The organism is Azospirillum sp. RU38E (genome assembly GCF_900188385.1).
Lineage (GTDB): Bacteria > Pseudomonadota > Alphaproteobacteria > Azospirillales > Azospirillaceae > Niveispirillum.
The window spans coordinates 1,044,094-1,059,114 of record NZ_FZOI01000001.1 but is presented as its reverse complement, the minus strand read 5'-3'; the positions used below and the strand labels follow the sequence as shown (position 1 = coordinate 1,059,114).

Genomic DNA, 15,021 nt, shown 5'->3' with positions numbered 1-15,021 from the left:
GCGAATGGTTGGGATGCGCCCTTATTAATCGTGCCGGGCCTGGGTGAAGATGGCACCTTCCAGATCGGCACCATCCAGCTTGGCGCCCCGCAGGTCCGCACCGGTGAAATCGGCACCGCGCGCCACGGCACCGCGCAGATCGGCATTGCGCAGGTCGGCCTGTTGCAGATGCGCCCCGGAAAGCCGGGCCGGCCAGCGCCGGTCGGACATTTCAGCGCTCACCAGCGGCGACAGGTTGACCCCCTGCATCTGCGCACGGTTGAGATGCGCGCGTTCCAGATTGGCGCCGCGCAGGTCGGCCTGGCTTAATTCCGCCTCCCGCAGGTCGGCACATTCCAGGTCGGCCATCACCAGAACGGCATTGGACAGCAGCGCCCGCCGCGCCAGCACAAAGCCCAGCCGGGCTGCTGTCAGATTACTGCCGCGCAGGTCGTGCCCGGCCAGATCGCGCCCATTGAAATCCCCCCGCAGGCCACTGCGGCCGGCATTGGCAATCCATTCGGCATGGCGGGTCAGCAATTGCCCCACCGGTTCCCCCTCATCGGCGGCACCGGGCAGCAGCGCGCCGCCCCGACGCAAATCCGCCAGCGCGCCACTGTCCAGAATGGCGCCCCGGAAATTGGTCCCGTCGGCCAGGGCGCCGCGCAGCAGCGCGTCGGTCAGCACGGCCCCGGCGAAATCCGCTTCCTGAAGCTTGGCATCCTGCAGGTTGGCACCTTCCAGCAGGGCGCCCTTGAAATTCGCCCCGCGCAGATCAGCGCCCCGCAGATCGACATGGCGCAGATTGGCGTCGGTGAAATCCGCCTTCAGGGTGATGGCACCATTCATTTTGGCGCCGGAAAAATCAGCGGAATTGGCGATGACGGCGGCCAGATTGGCAATGCGCCCGTCAAAGGCCTGTGGCAGCGGCTTACCGCCGCGATAGACCGCCAGCACCGCCTCCCGCACATCGGCATCGCGCAGCTTGGCGCGGCTGAGATCGGCCCCCCGCATGGTGACCCCGCGCAGGTCCGCCTTGCTGAGGTCGGCCTGCTGAAGGTTGGACAGGCGCAGATCGGCGGCAAACAGGTTGGCCCCGGTCAGCCGCGTCTTCACCAACTGTGCCTGATCAAAGCGGGAACCGGTCAATTCAGCCGCCCGCAGGTCGGCACCGGAGAGATTGACAGCGCGCAGATCGCAGAGCACGAAAATGGCCCGCTGTCCGCCCAGCCTGCCTTCCATCAGCTTGGTATGGCGCCGCAGCGCCTCCATCAGCTCCTCCGGGGAGGGCCGGCGCCAGGTCATCGCCTCTGCTTTGGGCTGGGCCTCTTCTGCCATGCCGCTGCATTCTCCGGGATAGGGCCCGCCGATGCGCCGATGGCGCGGAACCAGGATGCTGAAACATCCGAAGTAGATATGATGAAAGTACGGGCTTGCCGGCCCAGGGTCAACGTGACGTCTGCGTCAACTGACGAACTTCCGGGCGTTGGCCACCATGGTGGAATACATGGTGCGGATGAAGTCGGTGGGGCGCAAGCGACCGAAGGGGATATTCTCCGATGCGTAGGTCACCAGCGCATCGGGCGGGGTGATCGGCACCACCTCCAGCCCCGCCTTGCGCAGCCCGTCCACCACCGCCTTGGCCTGCTTGATATAATCTTCGTTGAAGAAGCTCTTATCCGCATTCTTGATGGATTTGGCGATGATCTCCACGATCGGTTCCGACACGCGAATGCCCCCTTTTGGTTAACAGCCACACCCTGGCATTCAGCCGGAAATACCGGCGCGGCGCAACTCCGGCCCCAGCTTGCCGGCCAGGAACAGAAAGAACATGCGGAAATCGGCGATCAGTGACCAGAGCGGATAGGTGAAAGTGGCCGGCCGGTTATGCTCAATGGCAGCATGGGCCGCCCAGGCAAAGGCATAACCGGCCAGCAGCGCTGCCAACAGCAGCCTTGCATCCAGCAACAGGACCGCCGCCGCCAGACAGGCCAGCGCCAGGGCGCTGCCCACGTAATGCAAGGCCCGCGTGCGGGGCCGGCTATGCTCCCGCAAATAGAACGGCCAGAACTCGGCAAAGGTGCGATACTGGCGCTGTGCCATGGTTGCATTCCTCCCGCAACATGGGCGCACGTGTCATTTTCTTGCCATGCGGGCGCCCTTTCAATAAGTCAGAATAGCGTTTGAAGCTGTCGCAATGGCAGCTTCTTTCGTCATATCCTTTCAACATCATCATCTGAGGACCGGGAAAATGGGTTACAAGGTCGCCGTCGTTGGCGCTACGGGCAATGTCGGCCGTGAGATGCTGCAGACGCTTGCCGACCGGAACTTCCCGGTCTCCGAAGTGGTGGCCCTGGCATCGGAACGCTCCACCGGGCAGCAGGTCTCCTTCGGCGAAGATCAGGTGCTGAAGGTGCAGGATCTGGCCAAGTTCGATTTCAGCGGCACGGATTTCGTGCTGTCCTCCCCCGGCGCCAAGGTATCGGCCCAATTCGCCCCCCGGGCCGCCGCCGCCGGTGCCTGCGTGATCGACAATACCAGCCATTTCCGCATGGACCCGGACGTGCCGCTGGTGGTGCCGGAAGTGAACCCGCACCATTTGGCCGGCTGGCGCAAGAAGGGCATCATCGCCAACCCCAATTGCTCCACCATCCAGATGGTGGTGGCGCTGAAGCCGCTGCATGATCTGGCCAAGATCAAGCGCGTCGTCGTGTCCACCTACCAGTCGGTTTCCGGCGGCGGCAAGGAAGCGATGGACGAGCTGTTCACCCAGACCCGCGCCATCTATGTCAACGATCCGGTGGAAAAGAAGAAGTTCACCAAGCAGATCGCCTTCAACGTCATCCCCCATATCGACAGCTTCATCGATGATGGGATGACGAAGGAAGAATGGAAGATGGTGGTGGAGACGAAGAAGATCCTCGACCCCGCCATCAAGGTTACCGCCACCGCCGTGCGCGTGCCGGTGTTCATCGGCCATTCTGAATCGGTCAATATCGAGTTCGAGAACCCGATCACCGCTGATGAGGCTCGCCGCGCCCTGCGCGCCGCGCCTGGCATCTCCGTCGTCGATCACCGCGTTGACGAGGGCTATGTCACCCCTGTCGAAATTGCCGGCGAGGACAATGTCTATATCAGCCGTATCCGCGAGGATGCGACGGTTGAAAATGGCCTGAACCTGTGGATCGTGGCCGACAATCTGCGCAAGGGCGCCGCCCTGAACGCCGTGCAGATCGCCGAAGTGATGATCCGCGACGGCCATATCGGCCCGGCTGACTGATCGGCCTTTCAAAGCCCGACAAAAAAGCCCCGGAGAGTTCGCTCTCCGGGGCTTTTTTGGTTCCAATGGAACGAAATATTCACGCCCCGCGCTTGGGCGCCCATTCAGTCAGGAATGCCTTGATCTTGGCGCTGTCATGGCCCTTGCCCTGCTCCTTGGGCAGTTCCAGCAGGGACGTATCCTGGCTCTGTAACAGCTTGCCACTGCTATCCAGCACATACAGGTGCGGATATCCGGCCGCCTTGGGATATTGCGACAGGAAGGCTTCGTTCTGGTTCACCTTCTTGTCGTAATGCACCTTCAGCACCACGAAATTGGCGTCGCGCAACTGGCGCAGATCGGCTTCCTGTTCAAACTTGGCGTCCAGCAGCTTGCACCAGATGCACCAGTCGCCGCCGACATCGATCAGCACCCGCTTGTTTTCCGCCTTGGCCGCCGCCAGCGCCTGTTTCAGGTCGGCCGCTGGGTCGCGCGCGGGATCAAAGCTGTGCGACCAGATGGGGGCCGCGTCATGCGCCAGGGCGGGTGTGGTGGACAGCAAGGCGAAAGCCAGCGGGGCAGCCAGAACAAGGCGGGACAGGCGCATCATCACATCCTGGTTGAGAGCAACATAAGGCGGAGAGGAGCGATCAACCCTTCAGGCTAACCGTCAGATCGCAGGTGCTGGAGCCCAGGCCCCGGTTGAAGAAACGGATCACCATGCCGCCGGCATCCCGCACCGTCAGCGTTTCCGTCTGTCCTGCCCCCAGCGACAATTGGCGGCCGGTGGCTGCCAGCGTGCTTTCGGAGATGGAATATTCCAGGGTACAGCGCTTATTGCCATCATTTTGGAAGACGACATCGCCCGGCCCCGGAATCTTGAATTCGAAGCTTTTGCCCTTGGCGAAATCCACCTTGCCCTGGCAGGGCGTGTCACGCTGCACCTCGCACCCGAACTCCCCCTGCGGCTGGCTGTTGCGCACCGCCGCCGGCTGGGCCTGGGCGGCAAGGGGAAGCGACAGCAGCGCCACAACAAGGCCGGAAAGCGGCAAAGGACGGATGAAGGGCATGGAAAAAACTCCTGGTCCCGCGATTGATCCCTGAAATAGACCGGCCGGCGCGGGCACGGCAAGGCCCTGTCGTGATTAACACGCGGGGCCCCAGCCCCCTCAGTCTATACGCACCGGGGTAAAATAGTCCGACGGGCGGACAAGTTCATCCTGGGCGGCGATGATCTGCAGTTCCCGCTGCCCGCTCTGCATCGTGCGCCGGAACACGGCATAGATGGCGGAGGCCGCATGGCCCAGGGCGGCAGCGCCATCGCCGCCGCTTTCCAGGAATTTGGCCAGGAACAGGGCCGCCACACAATCCCCCGCGCCATTGGGCAGCGGGTCCAGCGCCAAACGCGGGGTGGAGACCAGATAGGCCCCGTCCGGCCCATCCAGCAGCATTTCAATCCGGTCATCCGGCGCATCCAGCCGGGTCAGGCTGGTCACCATCACCCAACGCGGCCCCAGGGCCCGCGCGGTACGCGTGGCGCTAAGGGCTGAGGCCAGATCGCCCACCTTCAGCCCGGTCAGATATTCCAGCTCAAACTGGTTGGGGGTGATGATGTCGGCCAGGGCCAGCGCCTGATCACGGAAAAATTCCGGAATGCCGGGACGGACGAAGAAGCCCCGCCCGACATCACCCATCACCGGGTCGCAACAATAAATGGCGGCTGGATTACCCTGCTTCACCCGCTTGACCGCCGCCAGCACCACCTCCCCCAGCGCCGCATCACCCAGATAGCCGGTCAGCGCCGCCGCCGCCCCATCCAGGGCGCCGCGAGTCTCGATCCCCCGTAAAACATCGGCGATATGCTCGGGCGGAAAGACCATGCCGGTCCAGGCGCCATAGCCGGTATGGTTGGAAAACTGCACCGTATTGACGGCAATGGCATCAAAGCCCAGCCGTTCCAGGGGGAAAACCGCCGCCCGGTTGCCAACATGGCCAAAGGCGACATGGGACTGAATGGTCAGAATGGTCTTCATCGGGGCATCCGGGGCCGTGGCAGCACCAATCAGCTACGCCCAACCGGCGGCCGGCGGCAATCGGAAATCGCGGGGCGGGGATGTTGGATCGACTGTGCTCCCAATCACTTCCAAATTTATACGTAAGCGCAAGCAATAAGGTCTTATCTTCGTGTTATGCCGTCACATAGTCTTTCGGCAGCCACCCCTTCCCCTGAGTGTCACCCCATGCGCAGCATCAAAGACGCAAAAATTAAAACGCGAGTATTAATCGGTTTTGCCACCGTCCTGGCCTTGATGACCCTGCTGACCGGTATCGGTATGCAGAAAGTGGCACTGATTGATGAGGGGCTGACCCAGATCAACGAGGTGAATGGCGTCAAGCAGCGCTATGCCATCAATTTCCGCGGCAGCGTGCATGACCGCGCCATCGCCTTGCGCGACGTAGTGCTGGTAAAGCCTGACCTGCTGGACACCGTGGTGGCGGATATCCGCCGCCTGGAAGGCTTCTACACCGAAGCAGCTCGCAACATGGATACGCTGTTCGCTCAGAATCCTGATGATGTCCGGCCGGAAGAACGGGCCATCCTGGCCCGGATCAAGCAGATTGAGACCGAGACCCTGCCCCTAATCAACAAGGTAATTGACCTGCGTAAGGCGGGCGACACCGCAACAGCCCAGGAACTGATCCTGACCGATATCCGGCCACGGATGAATGATTGGTTGAAGACCATCAACCAGTTCATTGATTTTCAGGAAAAAGAAAGCAGCCTGATCGGTGCGGAAACCCGCGCCCAGGCCAGCGGCTTCTCCACCTTGATGCTGATCGTTGCCGGTATCTGTCTGCTGATCGGCGGGGCCTTTGCCTGGTGGACCGTGCAGTCCATTCTACCCTTGCGCGCCCTGACCGACTCCATGCTGCGGCTGGCCAATGGCGATCTCAAGACACACATCCCGGTCGCCACGGCACAGAACGAGGTGGGGGAGATCACCGGCGCCGTTGAAGTGTTCAAGCGCAATGCCATAGAGGCCGACCGGCTGCGCCGCGAACGGGCGGAAAATGAGGAACAGGCCCGCAAAGCCCGCAAGGCGGAGATGGAAGCCCTGGCCCAGCGTTTTGAAAACGACGTTCAGGCCGTGGTGACCGCCGTGGGCAGTTCTGCCACCCAGATCGGGCAGGCTGCCGATGCCCTGCGCTCCAACGCCGTCGCCAATCAGAAGCGCATTGACGTCACCCAGCAATCCACCAGCCTTGCCAATGAGGAAGTGGAATCGGTGGCCACCGCCGCCGAGCAGTTGGCCGCCTCCATCCGTGAAATCAGCCGCCAGATCAGCGACAGCGGCGCCCGCACCCGCCGCGCCGCTGAACAGGCCATCCTGACCAATGGCATTGTTGATGGCTTGGCGGAAAAGGCCCAGCGCATCGGGGAGGTGTTGGACCTGATCGCCGAAATTGCCAGCCAGACCAATCTACTGGCGCTCAACGCCACCATTGAGGCGGCGCGCGCCGGAGAGGCTGGGAAGGGCTTTGCCGTCGTGGCGTCGGAGGTGAAGAATCTGGCCGGGCAGACCGAACGTGCCACCGGTGATATTGCCCAGCGCATCGCCGAAATCCGCAACGCCACCGAACAGGCCGTCACCGCCATCAAGGATATCAGCCGCACGGTGGCAGAGGTGGACGAAATCGGCGGCTCCATCGCCGCTGCGGTGGAACAGCAGAATGCCGCCACGGCGGAAATCGCCCGCAGTGCCCAGAACGCCGCAGAGGGCATGACCACCGTGTCTGAAACCGTGGCCGATGTCCGCCAGGGGGCCGTGCAGGCAGGGGAAGCCGCCGCCCAGCTGACCGATGCCTCCGGTCAATTGTCTGAACGGGCCGGCGCACTGGCCACCCAGGTAGACCGTTTCCTGGCATCGGTGCGCAGCGCCTGACGCCACCGCTGCGCGGTTTGGCCTGAAGGGGCGGGATGGACGGCGGCAGCCTGCTTGGCTAGGCTGCGGTCCATCCCGCCCCTTCTGTTTTTCAGGACACGAGAAGATGACCACCCGCCCCCGCCGCTCCGCCCTTTATATGCCCGGTGCCAATCCCCGTGCGCTGGAAAAGGCCCGGACCCTGGGGGCAGACGTATTGCTGCTGGACCTGGAAGATTCGGTGGCCCCTGACGCCAAGGAACTGGCCCGCGCCCAGGTCGTGGCCGCCATTGCCGCCGGCGGTTACGGTCACCGGGAACTGGTGATCCGCAGCAACGGGCTGGACACGCCCTGGGGCCATGCCGATCTGGTGGCCGCCGCCACCAGCGGCGCCGATGCTGTGCTGATCCCCAAGGTGGACAGCGCGGAGGGGGTGCGCATGGCCGACCGCGTGTTGCGTGCGGCCGGCGCACCGGAGAGCCTGCGCCTGTGGGTGATGATGGAAACCCCGCGCGCCATGCTGGCCGCCGCCGACATTGCCGGCGCCTGCCCCCGGCTGGAATGTCTGGTGATGGGCACCTCTGACCTGACCAAGGATCTGGGCGCGCTGAACACGCAAGACCGGCTGCCGATGATCACCGGCCTGGGCCTGACCCTGCTGGCCGCCCGTGCCTTTGGGCTGGCCGTGCTGGATGGGGTGCATGTCGATCTGGAGGATGAGGCCGGTTTTGCCGCCGCCTGCCGCCAGGGCCGCGAACTGGGTTTTGATGGCAAGACCCTGATCCATCCCAAGCAACTGGCTGCCGCCAACAGCGCCTTTGCACCAACGACGGATGAACTGACCCGCGCCCGCCGCATCATCGCCGCCCATGCCGAGGCGGTGGCGGCGGGCAAGGGTGTTACCCTGGTGGATGGCAAGCTGGTGGAAGCCCTGCATGTGGAAACCGCCCGCCGCACCGTCGCCCTGGGCGAGGCGGTGGCGGCGCGCGGCTGACCCGTCAGCCCTGGCGGTAATAACGATAATTGTACAGCGGGGTGAAACCCAGCCGGCGATAGAGTGCAAGCGCCGGCTGGTTACCCACCCCCACCTGCAGATAGGCTTTGGCGGCCCCCTGCCCCGCCGCCTCGGCATAAAGCGCGCGAATCAAGCGGCCGGCATGGCCTCGGCCGCGCGCCTGCGGCTGGGTGGCGATCTTGTAGAGCCCCACCCAGCCCCGGTCGATCACCCCCAGCCCGGCGGCCACCGGCCGCCCGTCGCTCCACAGCGTCAGATAGCGGGTGGGTGCGGCAATGCCGGCCAGGATGGATCGCAGCGCCGGCATCTCCGCCTCCGCGATCGGGACCATGCTGCGATAGGCTGCCAGCCATGCGTCATCAGCATTGTTCTGTATGCGAACCGAGGGATCGGGCACGCAGCCGGCGGGTATTTCCGCTACCATCACATGGCTTTCATCATCGGCCAAATAGCCTTTATCCAGCAAAGCGGCTGTAAAACCGGGGGGGCAAAGCGGGGTTTCCCGGAAGGTCGGCCGCAACCCACGGCGGCGATATTCCCGCTCCACCAGGGGGATAAGATCGTGCGGAATCTCCTGCTGCTGTGCCACGGCATTGGTGGAATTGGCCCTTCCCGTATGGCCCGCGGCGAACCGCAGCACCCACCCGGCATGGTGCAGCTGCTGCGGCGCCGGCCAGGCGGAAAGGCAAAGATCTTCCAGCGATTGTATCCGGCCGATATCCAGTTCCATAATAAGCGGCTTCCCTGACAGACTATTTGCGAACTATTCGCAACTTAAGCAATCATCTTACAATAAAGCTGATCAAACCTGCACCGCATCGCACCAAAATAGGGGGTGGGGAGCGTTGACGCAGGCAAGGCTTCGGCGTAATTGAACCCCCAGCATTTCTTGTGACAATTCCCGCTGCCGGTTTTCGATCCGGCGGGTGTCGTCGCCGGCAGGCGCGGCACGGATGCATCCCGGTTCAGCACCTAAGGACGCCTGAGAGATGACCGATACGCCTGCGGCCAAGCGGCAACGTCCGCTGTCCCCCCACCTTCAGGTCTACCGGCTACCCCTGCCGGCGTTGACCTCCATTACCCACCGCATCACCGGTATCGGCCTGTGCGCCGGCACCTTGCTGCTGGTCTGGTGGCTGGTTGCCGCCGCCGTCGGGCCGGAAGCCTATGCCACGGCAGCAGGCTTCATTGCCTCGCCCATCGGGTTGATCCTGATGTTCGGCTGGTCGGCCGCCCTTTGGTACCATTTCTTTAATGGGCTGCGCCATCTGGCCTGGGATTTCAGCGCCAAGATGCTGTCCCTGCAACAATCCTACAGCAGCGCGAACCTGGTGATCGGCGCCTCCATCGGTGCGACGATCGTGACCTGGGTTCTGGTCTTCGCGCTCTGATCCGGGGGTAAGAGAGATATGGCCAATCCCACCAACAGCTTCCGCACCCCGCTCGGCCGCGCGCGCGGCCTGGGTTCTGCCAAGCTTGGCGCCCAGCACTGGCTGGCCTACCGCATCGCGTCGGCCGGCCTGGCCGTGCTGACCGTGCTGTTCGTCGCCCTGGTCCTGGGTCTGATCGGCGCTTCCTATGAAGAAGTGGTTGCCACCTTCAAGAAGCCCTATCCGGTCATCCTGACCATCCTGTTCCTGGGTGCGACATTCCATCATGCCGCCTACGGTTTGCAGGAAGTCTTCGAGGACTATCTCCATGGCAAGCTGAGCAAGCTGGCGGCCATCGGCCTGACCAAGGCTGCGGCGCTGGTTCTGTTCCTGCTCGCCTCTTTCGCCGTCCTCAAGATCGCTTTCGGAGCCTGATAAAATGGCGACCGCCTACAAGATCATCGATCACGAATATGATGTCGTCGTTGTCGGCGCCGGTGGCGCCGGCCTGCGCGCCACTTTCGGCATGGCCGAAAAGGGCCTGAAGACGGCCTGTATCACAAAGGTGTTCCCCACCCGCTCCCACACCGTGGCGGCACAGGGCGGCATCTCGGCAGCGCTGGGCAATATGGGCCCGGATGACTGGCGCTACCACATGTACGACACCGTGAAGGGGTCGGACTGGTTGGGCGACCAGGACGCCATTGAATATATGGTGCGCGAGGCCATCCCCGCCATCATCGAGCTGGAACACCAGGGCGTTCCTTTCAGCCGCACGGCGGAAGGCAAGATCTATCAGCGCGCCTTCGGTGGCATGACCACCGAATATGGCAAGGGCCAGGCCTACCGCACCTGCGCCGCCGCTGACCGTACCGGCCACGCCATGCTGCATACGCTGTATCAGCAGAGCCTGCGCCACAATGCCGAATTCTTCGTCGAATATTTCGCCCTCGACCTGATCATGGACGAGGAAGGCGCCTGCCGGGGCGTGCTGGCCTGGAACCTGGACGATGGCACCATCCATCGCTTCCGTGGCCACCAGACCGTGCTGGCCACCGGCGGCTATGGCCGCGCCTATTTCTCCGCCACGTCGGCCCATACCTGCACCGGTGACGGCGGCGGCATGGTGCTGCGCGCCGGCCTGCCCTTGCAGGACATGGAATTCGTGCAGTTCCACCCGACCGGCATCTACGGCTCCGGCTGTCTGATCACCGAGGGTGCGCGCGGTGAAGGCGGCTATCTGACCAATTCCGAGGGTGAGCGCTTCATGGAGCGCTATGCCCCCTCGGCCAAGGATCTTGCCAGCCGCGACGTGGTCAGCCGCTCCATGACCATCGAAATCCGCGAAGGCCGTGGCGTGGGTGAGCATAAGGACCACATCCACCTGCATCTGGAACATCTGGCCCCGGAAGTCATCCATGCCCGCCTGCCGGGCATCGCCGAAAGCGCCCGCATCTTCGCCGGCGTGGATGTGACCAAGGAACCGATCCCGGTGCTGCCGACCGTGCATTACAACATGGGCGGCATCCCCACCAATTATCATGGTCAGGTGATCCGCCCGACCGCCGACAACCCGGACCAGATCGTACCGGGCCTGATGGCGATCGGTGAGGCTGCCTGCGTGTCCGTGCATGGGGCCAACCGTCTGGGCTCCAACTCCCTGCTCGATCTGGTAGTGTTTGGGCGTGCGGCGGCCATCAAGGCCAACGAAATCGTCGAGAAGGGTGCCCCGCACAAGACCCTGCCCAAGGATAATGCCGACAAGGCGCTGTCCCGTCTGGACAAGGCCCGATATGCCAAGGGCGGCACCCGTGTTGCCCATCTGCGCTTGGAAATGCAGAAGATCATGCAGAATAACTGCGCCGTCTTCCGCACCGGCGAGGTGCTGGATGAAGGCGTGGAGAAGATGAAGGCCGTGTGGGCCAAGCGCCCGGACGTGGCCGTCAGCGACAATTCACTGATCTGGAACAGCGATCTGGTGGAAGCGCTGGAACTGGACAATCTGATGTACCAGGCCGTCGCCACCATCAATTCCGGCGCCAACCGCACCGAATCCCGTGGCGCCCATGCCCGCGAGGATTACAGCGAGCGTGACGACGTCAACTGGATGAAGCACACGACCGTCTGGGTGGATGAGACGGGTAAGCCGACCATCGGCGACCGCCCCGTGCACCTCTACACTTTGACCAACGAGGTTGAGGTGTTCCCGCCGAAGAAGCGCGTGTACTGATCCCGCGACGTTTGAGAAGGCCTTCGACCCATGGCTGAATTTTCCCTCCCCGCCAATTCCAAGGTCAAGCCCGGCAAGACGATTCGCTCTGCCGGCCCTGACGCCAAGCGCACGCGCAAGTTCCGTATCTATCGCTACGATCCGGACTCGGGTGAGAACCCGCGTGAGGACACGTATGAGATCGATCTGGACAAGTGCGGTCCGATGATCCTGGACGCGCTGATCCACATCAAGAACGATGTGGACAGCACGCTGACCTTCCGTCGCTCCTGCCGTGAGGGCATTTGCGGTTCCTGCGCCATGAATATTGACGGGCGCAACACGCTGGCCTGTCTGAAGGCGATCGGCGATGTGAAGGGCGACGTCAAGATCTACCCGCTGCCGCATCAGCCGGTGGTGAAGGATCTGGTGCCGGACCTGAACCAGAACTATGCCCAGCTCGCTTCCATCAAGCCCTGGCTGCAGACGCAATCGACGGCCCCCTCGCGCGAACGGCTGCAAAGCCCGGAAGAGCGGGAGAAGCTGGATGGTCTGTATGAATGCATCCTGTGCTTCTGCTGCACCACCTCCTGCCCCAGCTATTGGTGGAATGGCGACCGTTACCTGGGCCCGGCGGTTCTGCTGCAGGCCTATCGCTTCATCGCCGACAGCCGCGATGAAATGACCGGTGAGCGTCTGGATGCGCTGGAAGACCCGTTCCGTCTCTATCGCTGCCACACGATCATGAACTGCACCCAGACCTGCCCCAAGGGTCTGAACCCGGCCAAGGCCATCGCCGAAATCAAGAAGATGATGGCCGAACGCGCCGCGTAAGCGGGGCATCGGTTGATGTGACAGAAAAGGCCGCCGGATCGCTCCGGCGGCTTTTTTTCATGTGAATGAGGCTTACTCCGGTACCACCTGGGTCAGTGCGCCGCCATCCACCGTGCAGCGCAGGGAACGGCGCTGTGGTGGTTCGAAATTATCTTTGCGCAGTGCCAGGGTGAAACGCTGCACCACGATCTGGGTGCTGCCGCTGCTGCTGAGTTCCGGCAAATCATAGGCGACGCGATAACGGTCGCCATAGGTGCGCTCCACCTCCCGCCGGCACTGGTCGGTGGCCGTGCGGGGATAGGCATAGCGCCCCGGCTCCACGCCATCGTCATTGACATTGATAGAGCAGGCTGACAACAGCCCCGCCCCCGTGATGACGATCGCCCCCAGCAGAAGGCCGCGCGACATGCTTACCATAAGAACCCCCGGTTTAAACTGACCAGGGGAAGATGCGACGGCGCAGAATGGAACGGCAATGGCCGTAACCGCGCCGTAACCTTTTGTTCTAATGGCGCAATGCAGGGCCTTCCCGGTAACCGGATTGTATCAGCCGGCCTTGTCGCCCTTCTCCTCCGCCGGCGGGTTCAACTGATGCTTCATGATCACCGGCACCTGCAACATGCTGAACAGGATCGAAATCGGCATGATGCCGAATACCTTGAAATTGACCCAGGTATCGGTATCGAAGCTGCGCCAGACAATCTCATTCGCCACGGCCAGGAACAGGAAGAACCAGGCCCAGCGGATGGTCAGGATACGCCACCCCTCTTCTTTCAGCTCCAGCGCCGCACCCAGCACCACCTTCAACAGGTTGCGCTTCAGGAACAGGCCGACGAACAGGGTGCAGGAGAGCAGCAGATTGACCACGGTGGGTTTGATCTTGATGAACAGATCATTGTCCAACCATAGGGTCAGCCCACCAAAAACCAGCACGAAGACACAGCCGACCAGCGGCATCACCGGCAGCCTGCGTTCCAGCAGCCAGTTGACGATCAGTGCCACCGTGATGGCAGCCATGAAAACGCCAGTGCCGACCATCAGGCCGGCCTTGGCGTTGAACAGGAAGAACAGGCCCAGCGGCCCGGCTTCCAGCAAAAGGCGAAGCAACGGGTTCATGGGGCCATGCATTTACAGGCTGCTGCGACAGCTTGCCAGCCTGCTCTTATCACGATGCGGAGAAAGTTCGCTTTCCCCCGGCGCGCAGGCGGGTTAAATGCGGGGTATCCCAATGACCCCAGCGGGGGAGACAGCGCATGATCCGCGCCTACCGCACGATCGACGGCCGCAATGAAGCAATGGATGGAATGCCATCCACCGAGATATTGCGCCATGCCTGCTGGGTTGACCTGAACGCGCCCGGCCCGGCCGAGCGTCAGCTGGTGGAACAGACCTTCGGCATGGAACTGCCGACGCGGGAGGAAATGCGGGAGATCGAGCTGTCCAGCCGGGTCTATCGCGACGAAGGCGGCGCCTTCATGACCGCCACCGTACTCTGCCGCGCCGATGCGCCGGTGCCGGAGACGATGGACATCACCTTCGTGCTGACCGGCAATACGCTGATCACCCTGCGCTTTGACGATCCCAAGCCCTTTTACGGCTTTCACCACCAGATCAGCCGACAAGGGCTGAAGCTGGAAAACGGCCCCTCCACCCTGCTCTATCTGCTGGATGCCATTCTGGACCGGATCGCTGACGTGCTGGAAGGCGCGGGGCGGGATGTCAATGCCGTGGCACGGGAACTGCTGATCGAGGGGCACCAGGGTGCCTTGGGATCGGACATGCAGCACCAGCTGCTGAAACGGATCGCCCGCGCCCATGACCTGACCGCCAAGGCGCGGGAAAGTCTGGTGACGCTGACCCGCATCATCGCCTTTGGCGGCACGGTGAAGGAAATCGCCGCCGACAAGGGATTGCGCGCCCGGCTGAAGACATTGGGCCAGGATGCCCAATCGCTGGCCGATTATACGGCCTTCCTGTCCAGCAATATCGCCTTTCAGCTGGATGCACTGCTGGGGGTGGTGGGCATCGAACAGAATAATATCGTCAAGATTTTCTCTGTGGCCGCTGTGGTCTTCCTGCCGCCGACGCTGGTGGCCAGCATCTATGGCATGAATTTCCACAGTATGCCGGAACTGGACTGGCCCTATGGCTATCCGCTGGCCCTGATGCTGATGGTGGTCTCCGTCATCGTCCCCTATCTCTTCTTCAAAAGCAGAGGCTGGCTGTAGGCCCTGCCCCTCTGGCACTGCTTCCTTCAGCGCGCCGGACAGCTGTCCAGAGGGTGTATAAGCGCTGCCATTCGTCCGACCCGCAGTGCAACGGCTAGGCCGATCGGGCGATGGCACAAGTGGAATGGAAATCCCCGCGTAAAGCCGCAAAATGTCCCCGATTTTCAAATGGCCCGAGCCCTTGGCTTGCCGGCCCCTTCTGGG

General features: G+C 62.8%; 17 protein-coding genes. 8 read left to right on the top strand and 9 right to left on the bottom strand.

Annotation, left to right across the window (positions count from 1 at the left end):
• Window positions 1-24 precede the first annotated feature (24 nt).
• The 3 genes from CHB97_RS04575 to CHB97_RS04565 all read right to left on the bottom strand — a co-directional run bounded on the left by CHB97_RS04575 (window position 25) and on the right by CHB97_RS04565 (window position 2,082).
• Window positions 25-1,317, bottom strand: a complete 1,293-nt coding sequence (locus CHB97_RS04575; protein WP_089286703.1) for a pentapeptide repeat-containing protein — start codon at window positions 1,315-1,317, stop codon at window positions 25-27.
• A 126-nt stretch (window positions 1,318-1,443) separates the two neighbouring features.
• Entirely contained in the window at window positions 1,444-1,707 is a 264-nt protein-coding gene (locus CHB97_RS04570; RefSeq protein ID WP_089286702.1) for a hypothetical protein, read from the bottom strand.
• A 39-nt stretch (window positions 1,708-1,746) separates the two neighbouring features.
• A complete protein-coding gene (locus tag CHB97_RS04565; RefSeq protein WP_089286701.1) occupies window positions 1,747-2,082 on the bottom strand; it encodes a DUF962 domain-containing protein in 336 nt (111 codons plus the stop codon).
• A gap of 148 nt (window positions 2,083-2,230) precedes the next feature.
• Between CHB97_RS04565 and CHB97_RS04560 the strand changes: the two genes are divergently transcribed.
• Window positions 2,231-3,259, top strand: a complete 1,029-nt coding sequence (locus CHB97_RS04560) for an aspartate-semialdehyde dehydrogenase (RefSeq protein WP_089286700.1) — start codon at window positions 2,231-2,233, stop codon at window positions 3,257-3,259.
• 79 nt (window positions 3,260-3,338) lie between these two features.
• On the opposite strand, the gene CHB97_RS04555 is transcribed toward CHB97_RS04560, so the two are convergent.
• The 3 genes from CHB97_RS04555 to pdxY form a co-directional block, all read right to left on the bottom strand.
• A complete protein-coding gene (locus CHB97_RS04555) occupies window positions 3,339-3,848 on the bottom strand; it encodes a thioredoxin family protein (RefSeq protein ID WP_089286699.1) in 510 nt (169 codons plus the stop codon).
• A 40-nt stretch (window positions 3,849-3,888) separates the two neighbouring features.
• Entirely contained in the window at window positions 3,889-4,308 is a 420-nt protein-coding gene (locus CHB97_RS04550; RefSeq protein ID WP_089286698.1) for a hypothetical protein, read from the bottom strand.
• Between the two features lie 99 nt (window positions 4,309-4,407).
• Entirely contained in the window at window positions 4,408-5,271 is an 864-nt protein-coding gene (gene pdxY, locus CHB97_RS04545; RefSeq protein WP_089286697.1) for a pyridoxal kinase PdxY, read from the bottom strand.
• A 207-nt stretch (window positions 5,272-5,478) separates the two neighbouring features.
• On the opposite strand from pdxY, the gene CHB97_RS04540 reads away from it, so the two are divergent.
• Together CHB97_RS04540 and CHB97_RS04535 are read left to right on the top strand one after the other, a co-directional pair.
• Window positions 5,479-7,182 carry a methyl-accepting chemotaxis protein gene (locus CHB97_RS04540; RefSeq protein WP_089286696.1) on the top strand — a complete coding sequence of 568 codons (1,704 nt, stop codon included), beginning with the start codon at window positions 5,479-5,481 and terminating at the stop codon, window positions 7,180-7,182.
• A 106-nt stretch (window positions 7,183-7,288) separates the two neighbouring features.
• Entirely contained in the window at window positions 7,289-8,155 is an 867-nt protein-coding gene (locus CHB97_RS04535; protein ID WP_089286695.1) for a CoA ester lyase, read from the top strand.
• Between the two features lie 4 nt (window positions 8,156-8,159).
• On the opposite strand, the gene CHB97_RS04530 is transcribed toward CHB97_RS04535, so the two are convergent.
• Window positions 8,160-8,906 carry a GNAT family N-acetyltransferase gene (locus CHB97_RS04530; protein ID WP_089286694.1) on the bottom strand — a complete coding sequence of 249 codons (747 nt, stop codon included), beginning with the start codon at window positions 8,904-8,906 and terminating at the stop codon, window positions 8,160-8,162.
• 259 nt (window positions 8,907-9,165) lie between these two features.
• Between CHB97_RS04530 and sdhC the strand changes: the two genes are divergently transcribed.
• Genes sdhC through CHB97_RS04510 form a run of 4 tightly spaced genes read left to right on the top strand, consistent with a single transcriptional unit; the run spans window position 9,166 to window position 12,589 of the window.
• On the top strand, window positions 9,166-9,567 hold the full coding sequence (gene sdhC, locus CHB97_RS04525) for a succinate dehydrogenase, cytochrome b556 subunit (protein ID WP_089286693.1): 402 nt from the start codon (window positions 9,166-9,168) through the stop codon (window positions 9,565-9,567).
• A gap of 18 nt (window positions 9,568-9,585) precedes the next feature.
• On the top strand, window positions 9,586-9,981 hold the full coding sequence (gene sdhD / locus CHB97_RS04520) for a succinate dehydrogenase, hydrophobic membrane anchor protein (RefSeq protein ID WP_089286692.1): 396 nt from the start codon (window positions 9,586-9,588) through the stop codon (window positions 9,979-9,981).
• A 4-nt stretch (window positions 9,982-9,985) separates the two neighbouring features.
• Window positions 9,986-11,776 (top strand): succinate dehydrogenase flavoprotein subunit, encoded by a 1,791-nt coding sequence (gene sdhA / locus CHB97_RS04515; RefSeq protein ID WP_089286691.1) that lies wholly within the window; start codon window positions 9,986-9,988, stop codon window positions 11,774-11,776.
• A gap of 30 nt (window positions 11,777-11,806) precedes the next feature.
• On the top strand, window positions 11,807-12,589 hold the full coding sequence (locus CHB97_RS04510; protein ID WP_089286690.1) for a succinate dehydrogenase iron-sulfur subunit: 783 nt from the start codon (window positions 11,807-11,809) through the stop codon (window positions 12,587-12,589).
• 72 nt (window positions 12,590-12,661) lie between these two features.
• On the opposite strand, the gene CHB97_RS04505 is transcribed toward CHB97_RS04510, so the two are convergent.
• Entirely contained in the window at window positions 12,662-12,997 is a 336-nt protein-coding gene (locus CHB97_RS04505) for a hypothetical protein (RefSeq protein WP_089286689.1), read from the bottom strand.
• A gap of 138 nt (window positions 12,998-13,135) precedes the next feature.
• Window positions 13,136-13,705 carry a septation protein A gene (locus tag CHB97_RS04500; protein ID WP_089286688.1) on the bottom strand — a complete coding sequence of 190 codons (570 nt, stop codon included), beginning with the start codon at window positions 13,703-13,705 and terminating at the stop codon, window positions 13,136-13,138.
• 137 nt (window positions 13,706-13,842) lie between these two features.
• On the opposite strand from CHB97_RS04500, the gene CHB97_RS04495 reads away from it, so the two are divergent.
• Window positions 13,843-14,817 (top strand): magnesium transporter CorA family protein, encoded by a 975-nt coding sequence (locus tag CHB97_RS04495; protein WP_089286687.1) that lies wholly within the window; start codon window positions 13,843-13,845, stop codon window positions 14,815-14,817.
• Window positions 14,818-15,021 lie beyond the last annotated feature (204 nt).

Bases quoted from the DNA above. Each gene is read 5' to 3' on its own strand.
- CHB97_RS04550 (WP_089286698.1), bottom strand. From the start codon at position 4,308: ATGCCCTTCATCCGTCCTTTGCCGCTTTCCGGCCTTGTTGTGGCGCTG.
- CHB97_RS04510 (WP_089286690.1), top strand. From the start codon at position 11,807: ATGGCTGAATTTTCCCTCCCCGCCAATTCCAAGGTCAAGCCCGGCAAG.
- CHB97_RS04540 (WP_089286696.1), top strand. From the start codon at position 5,479: ATGCGCAGCATCAAAGACGCAAAAATTAAAACGCGAGTATTAATCGGT.
- CHB97_RS04575 (WP_089286703.1), bottom strand. From the start codon at position 1,317: ATGGCAGAAGAGGCCCAGCCCAAAGCAGAGGCGATGACCTGGCGCCGG.
- sdhD (WP_089286692.1), top strand. From the start codon at position 9,586: ATGGCCAATCCCACCAACAGCTTCCGCACCCCGCTCGGCCGCGCGCGC.
- CHB97_RS04560 (WP_089286700.1), top strand. From the start codon at position 2,231: ATGGGTTACAAGGTCGCCGTCGTTGGCGCTACGGGCAATGTCGGCCGT.
- CHB97_RS04500 (WP_089286688.1), bottom strand. From the start codon at position 13,705: ATGAACCCGTTGCTTCGCCTTTTGCTGGAAGCCGGGCCGCTGGGCCTG.
- CHB97_RS04530 (WP_089286694.1), bottom strand. From the start codon at position 8,906: ATGGAACTGGATATCGGCCGGATACAATCGCTGGAAGATCTTTGCCTT.
- CHB97_RS04495 (WP_089286687.1), top strand. From the start codon at position 13,843: ATGATCCGCGCCTACCGCACGATCGACGGCCGCAATGAAGCAATGGAT.
- pdxY (WP_089286697.1), bottom strand. From the start codon at position 5,271: ATGAAGACCATTCTGACCATTCAGTCCCATGTCGCCTTTGGCCATGTT.
- CHB97_RS04565 (WP_089286701.1), bottom strand. From the start codon at position 2,082: ATGGCACAGCGCCAGTATCGCACCTTTGCCGAGTTCTGGCCGTTCTAT.
- CHB97_RS04555 (WP_089286699.1), bottom strand. From the start codon at position 3,848: ATGATGCGCCTGTCCCGCCTTGTTCTGGCTGCCCCGCTGGCTTTCGCC.
- CHB97_RS04505 (WP_089286689.1), bottom strand. From the start codon at position 12,997: ATGTCGCGCGGCCTTCTGCTGGGGGCGATCGTCATCACGGGGGCGGGG.
- sdhC (WP_089286693.1), top strand. From the start codon at position 9,166: ATGACCGATACGCCTGCGGCCAAGCGGCAACGTCCGCTGTCCCCCCAC.
- CHB97_RS04535 (WP_089286695.1), top strand. From the start codon at position 7,289: ATGACCACCCGCCCCCGCCGCTCCGCCCTTTATATGCCCGGTGCCAAT.
- sdhA (WP_089286691.1), top strand. From the start codon at position 9,986: ATGGCGACCGCCTACAAGATCATCGATCACGAATATGATGTCGTCGTT.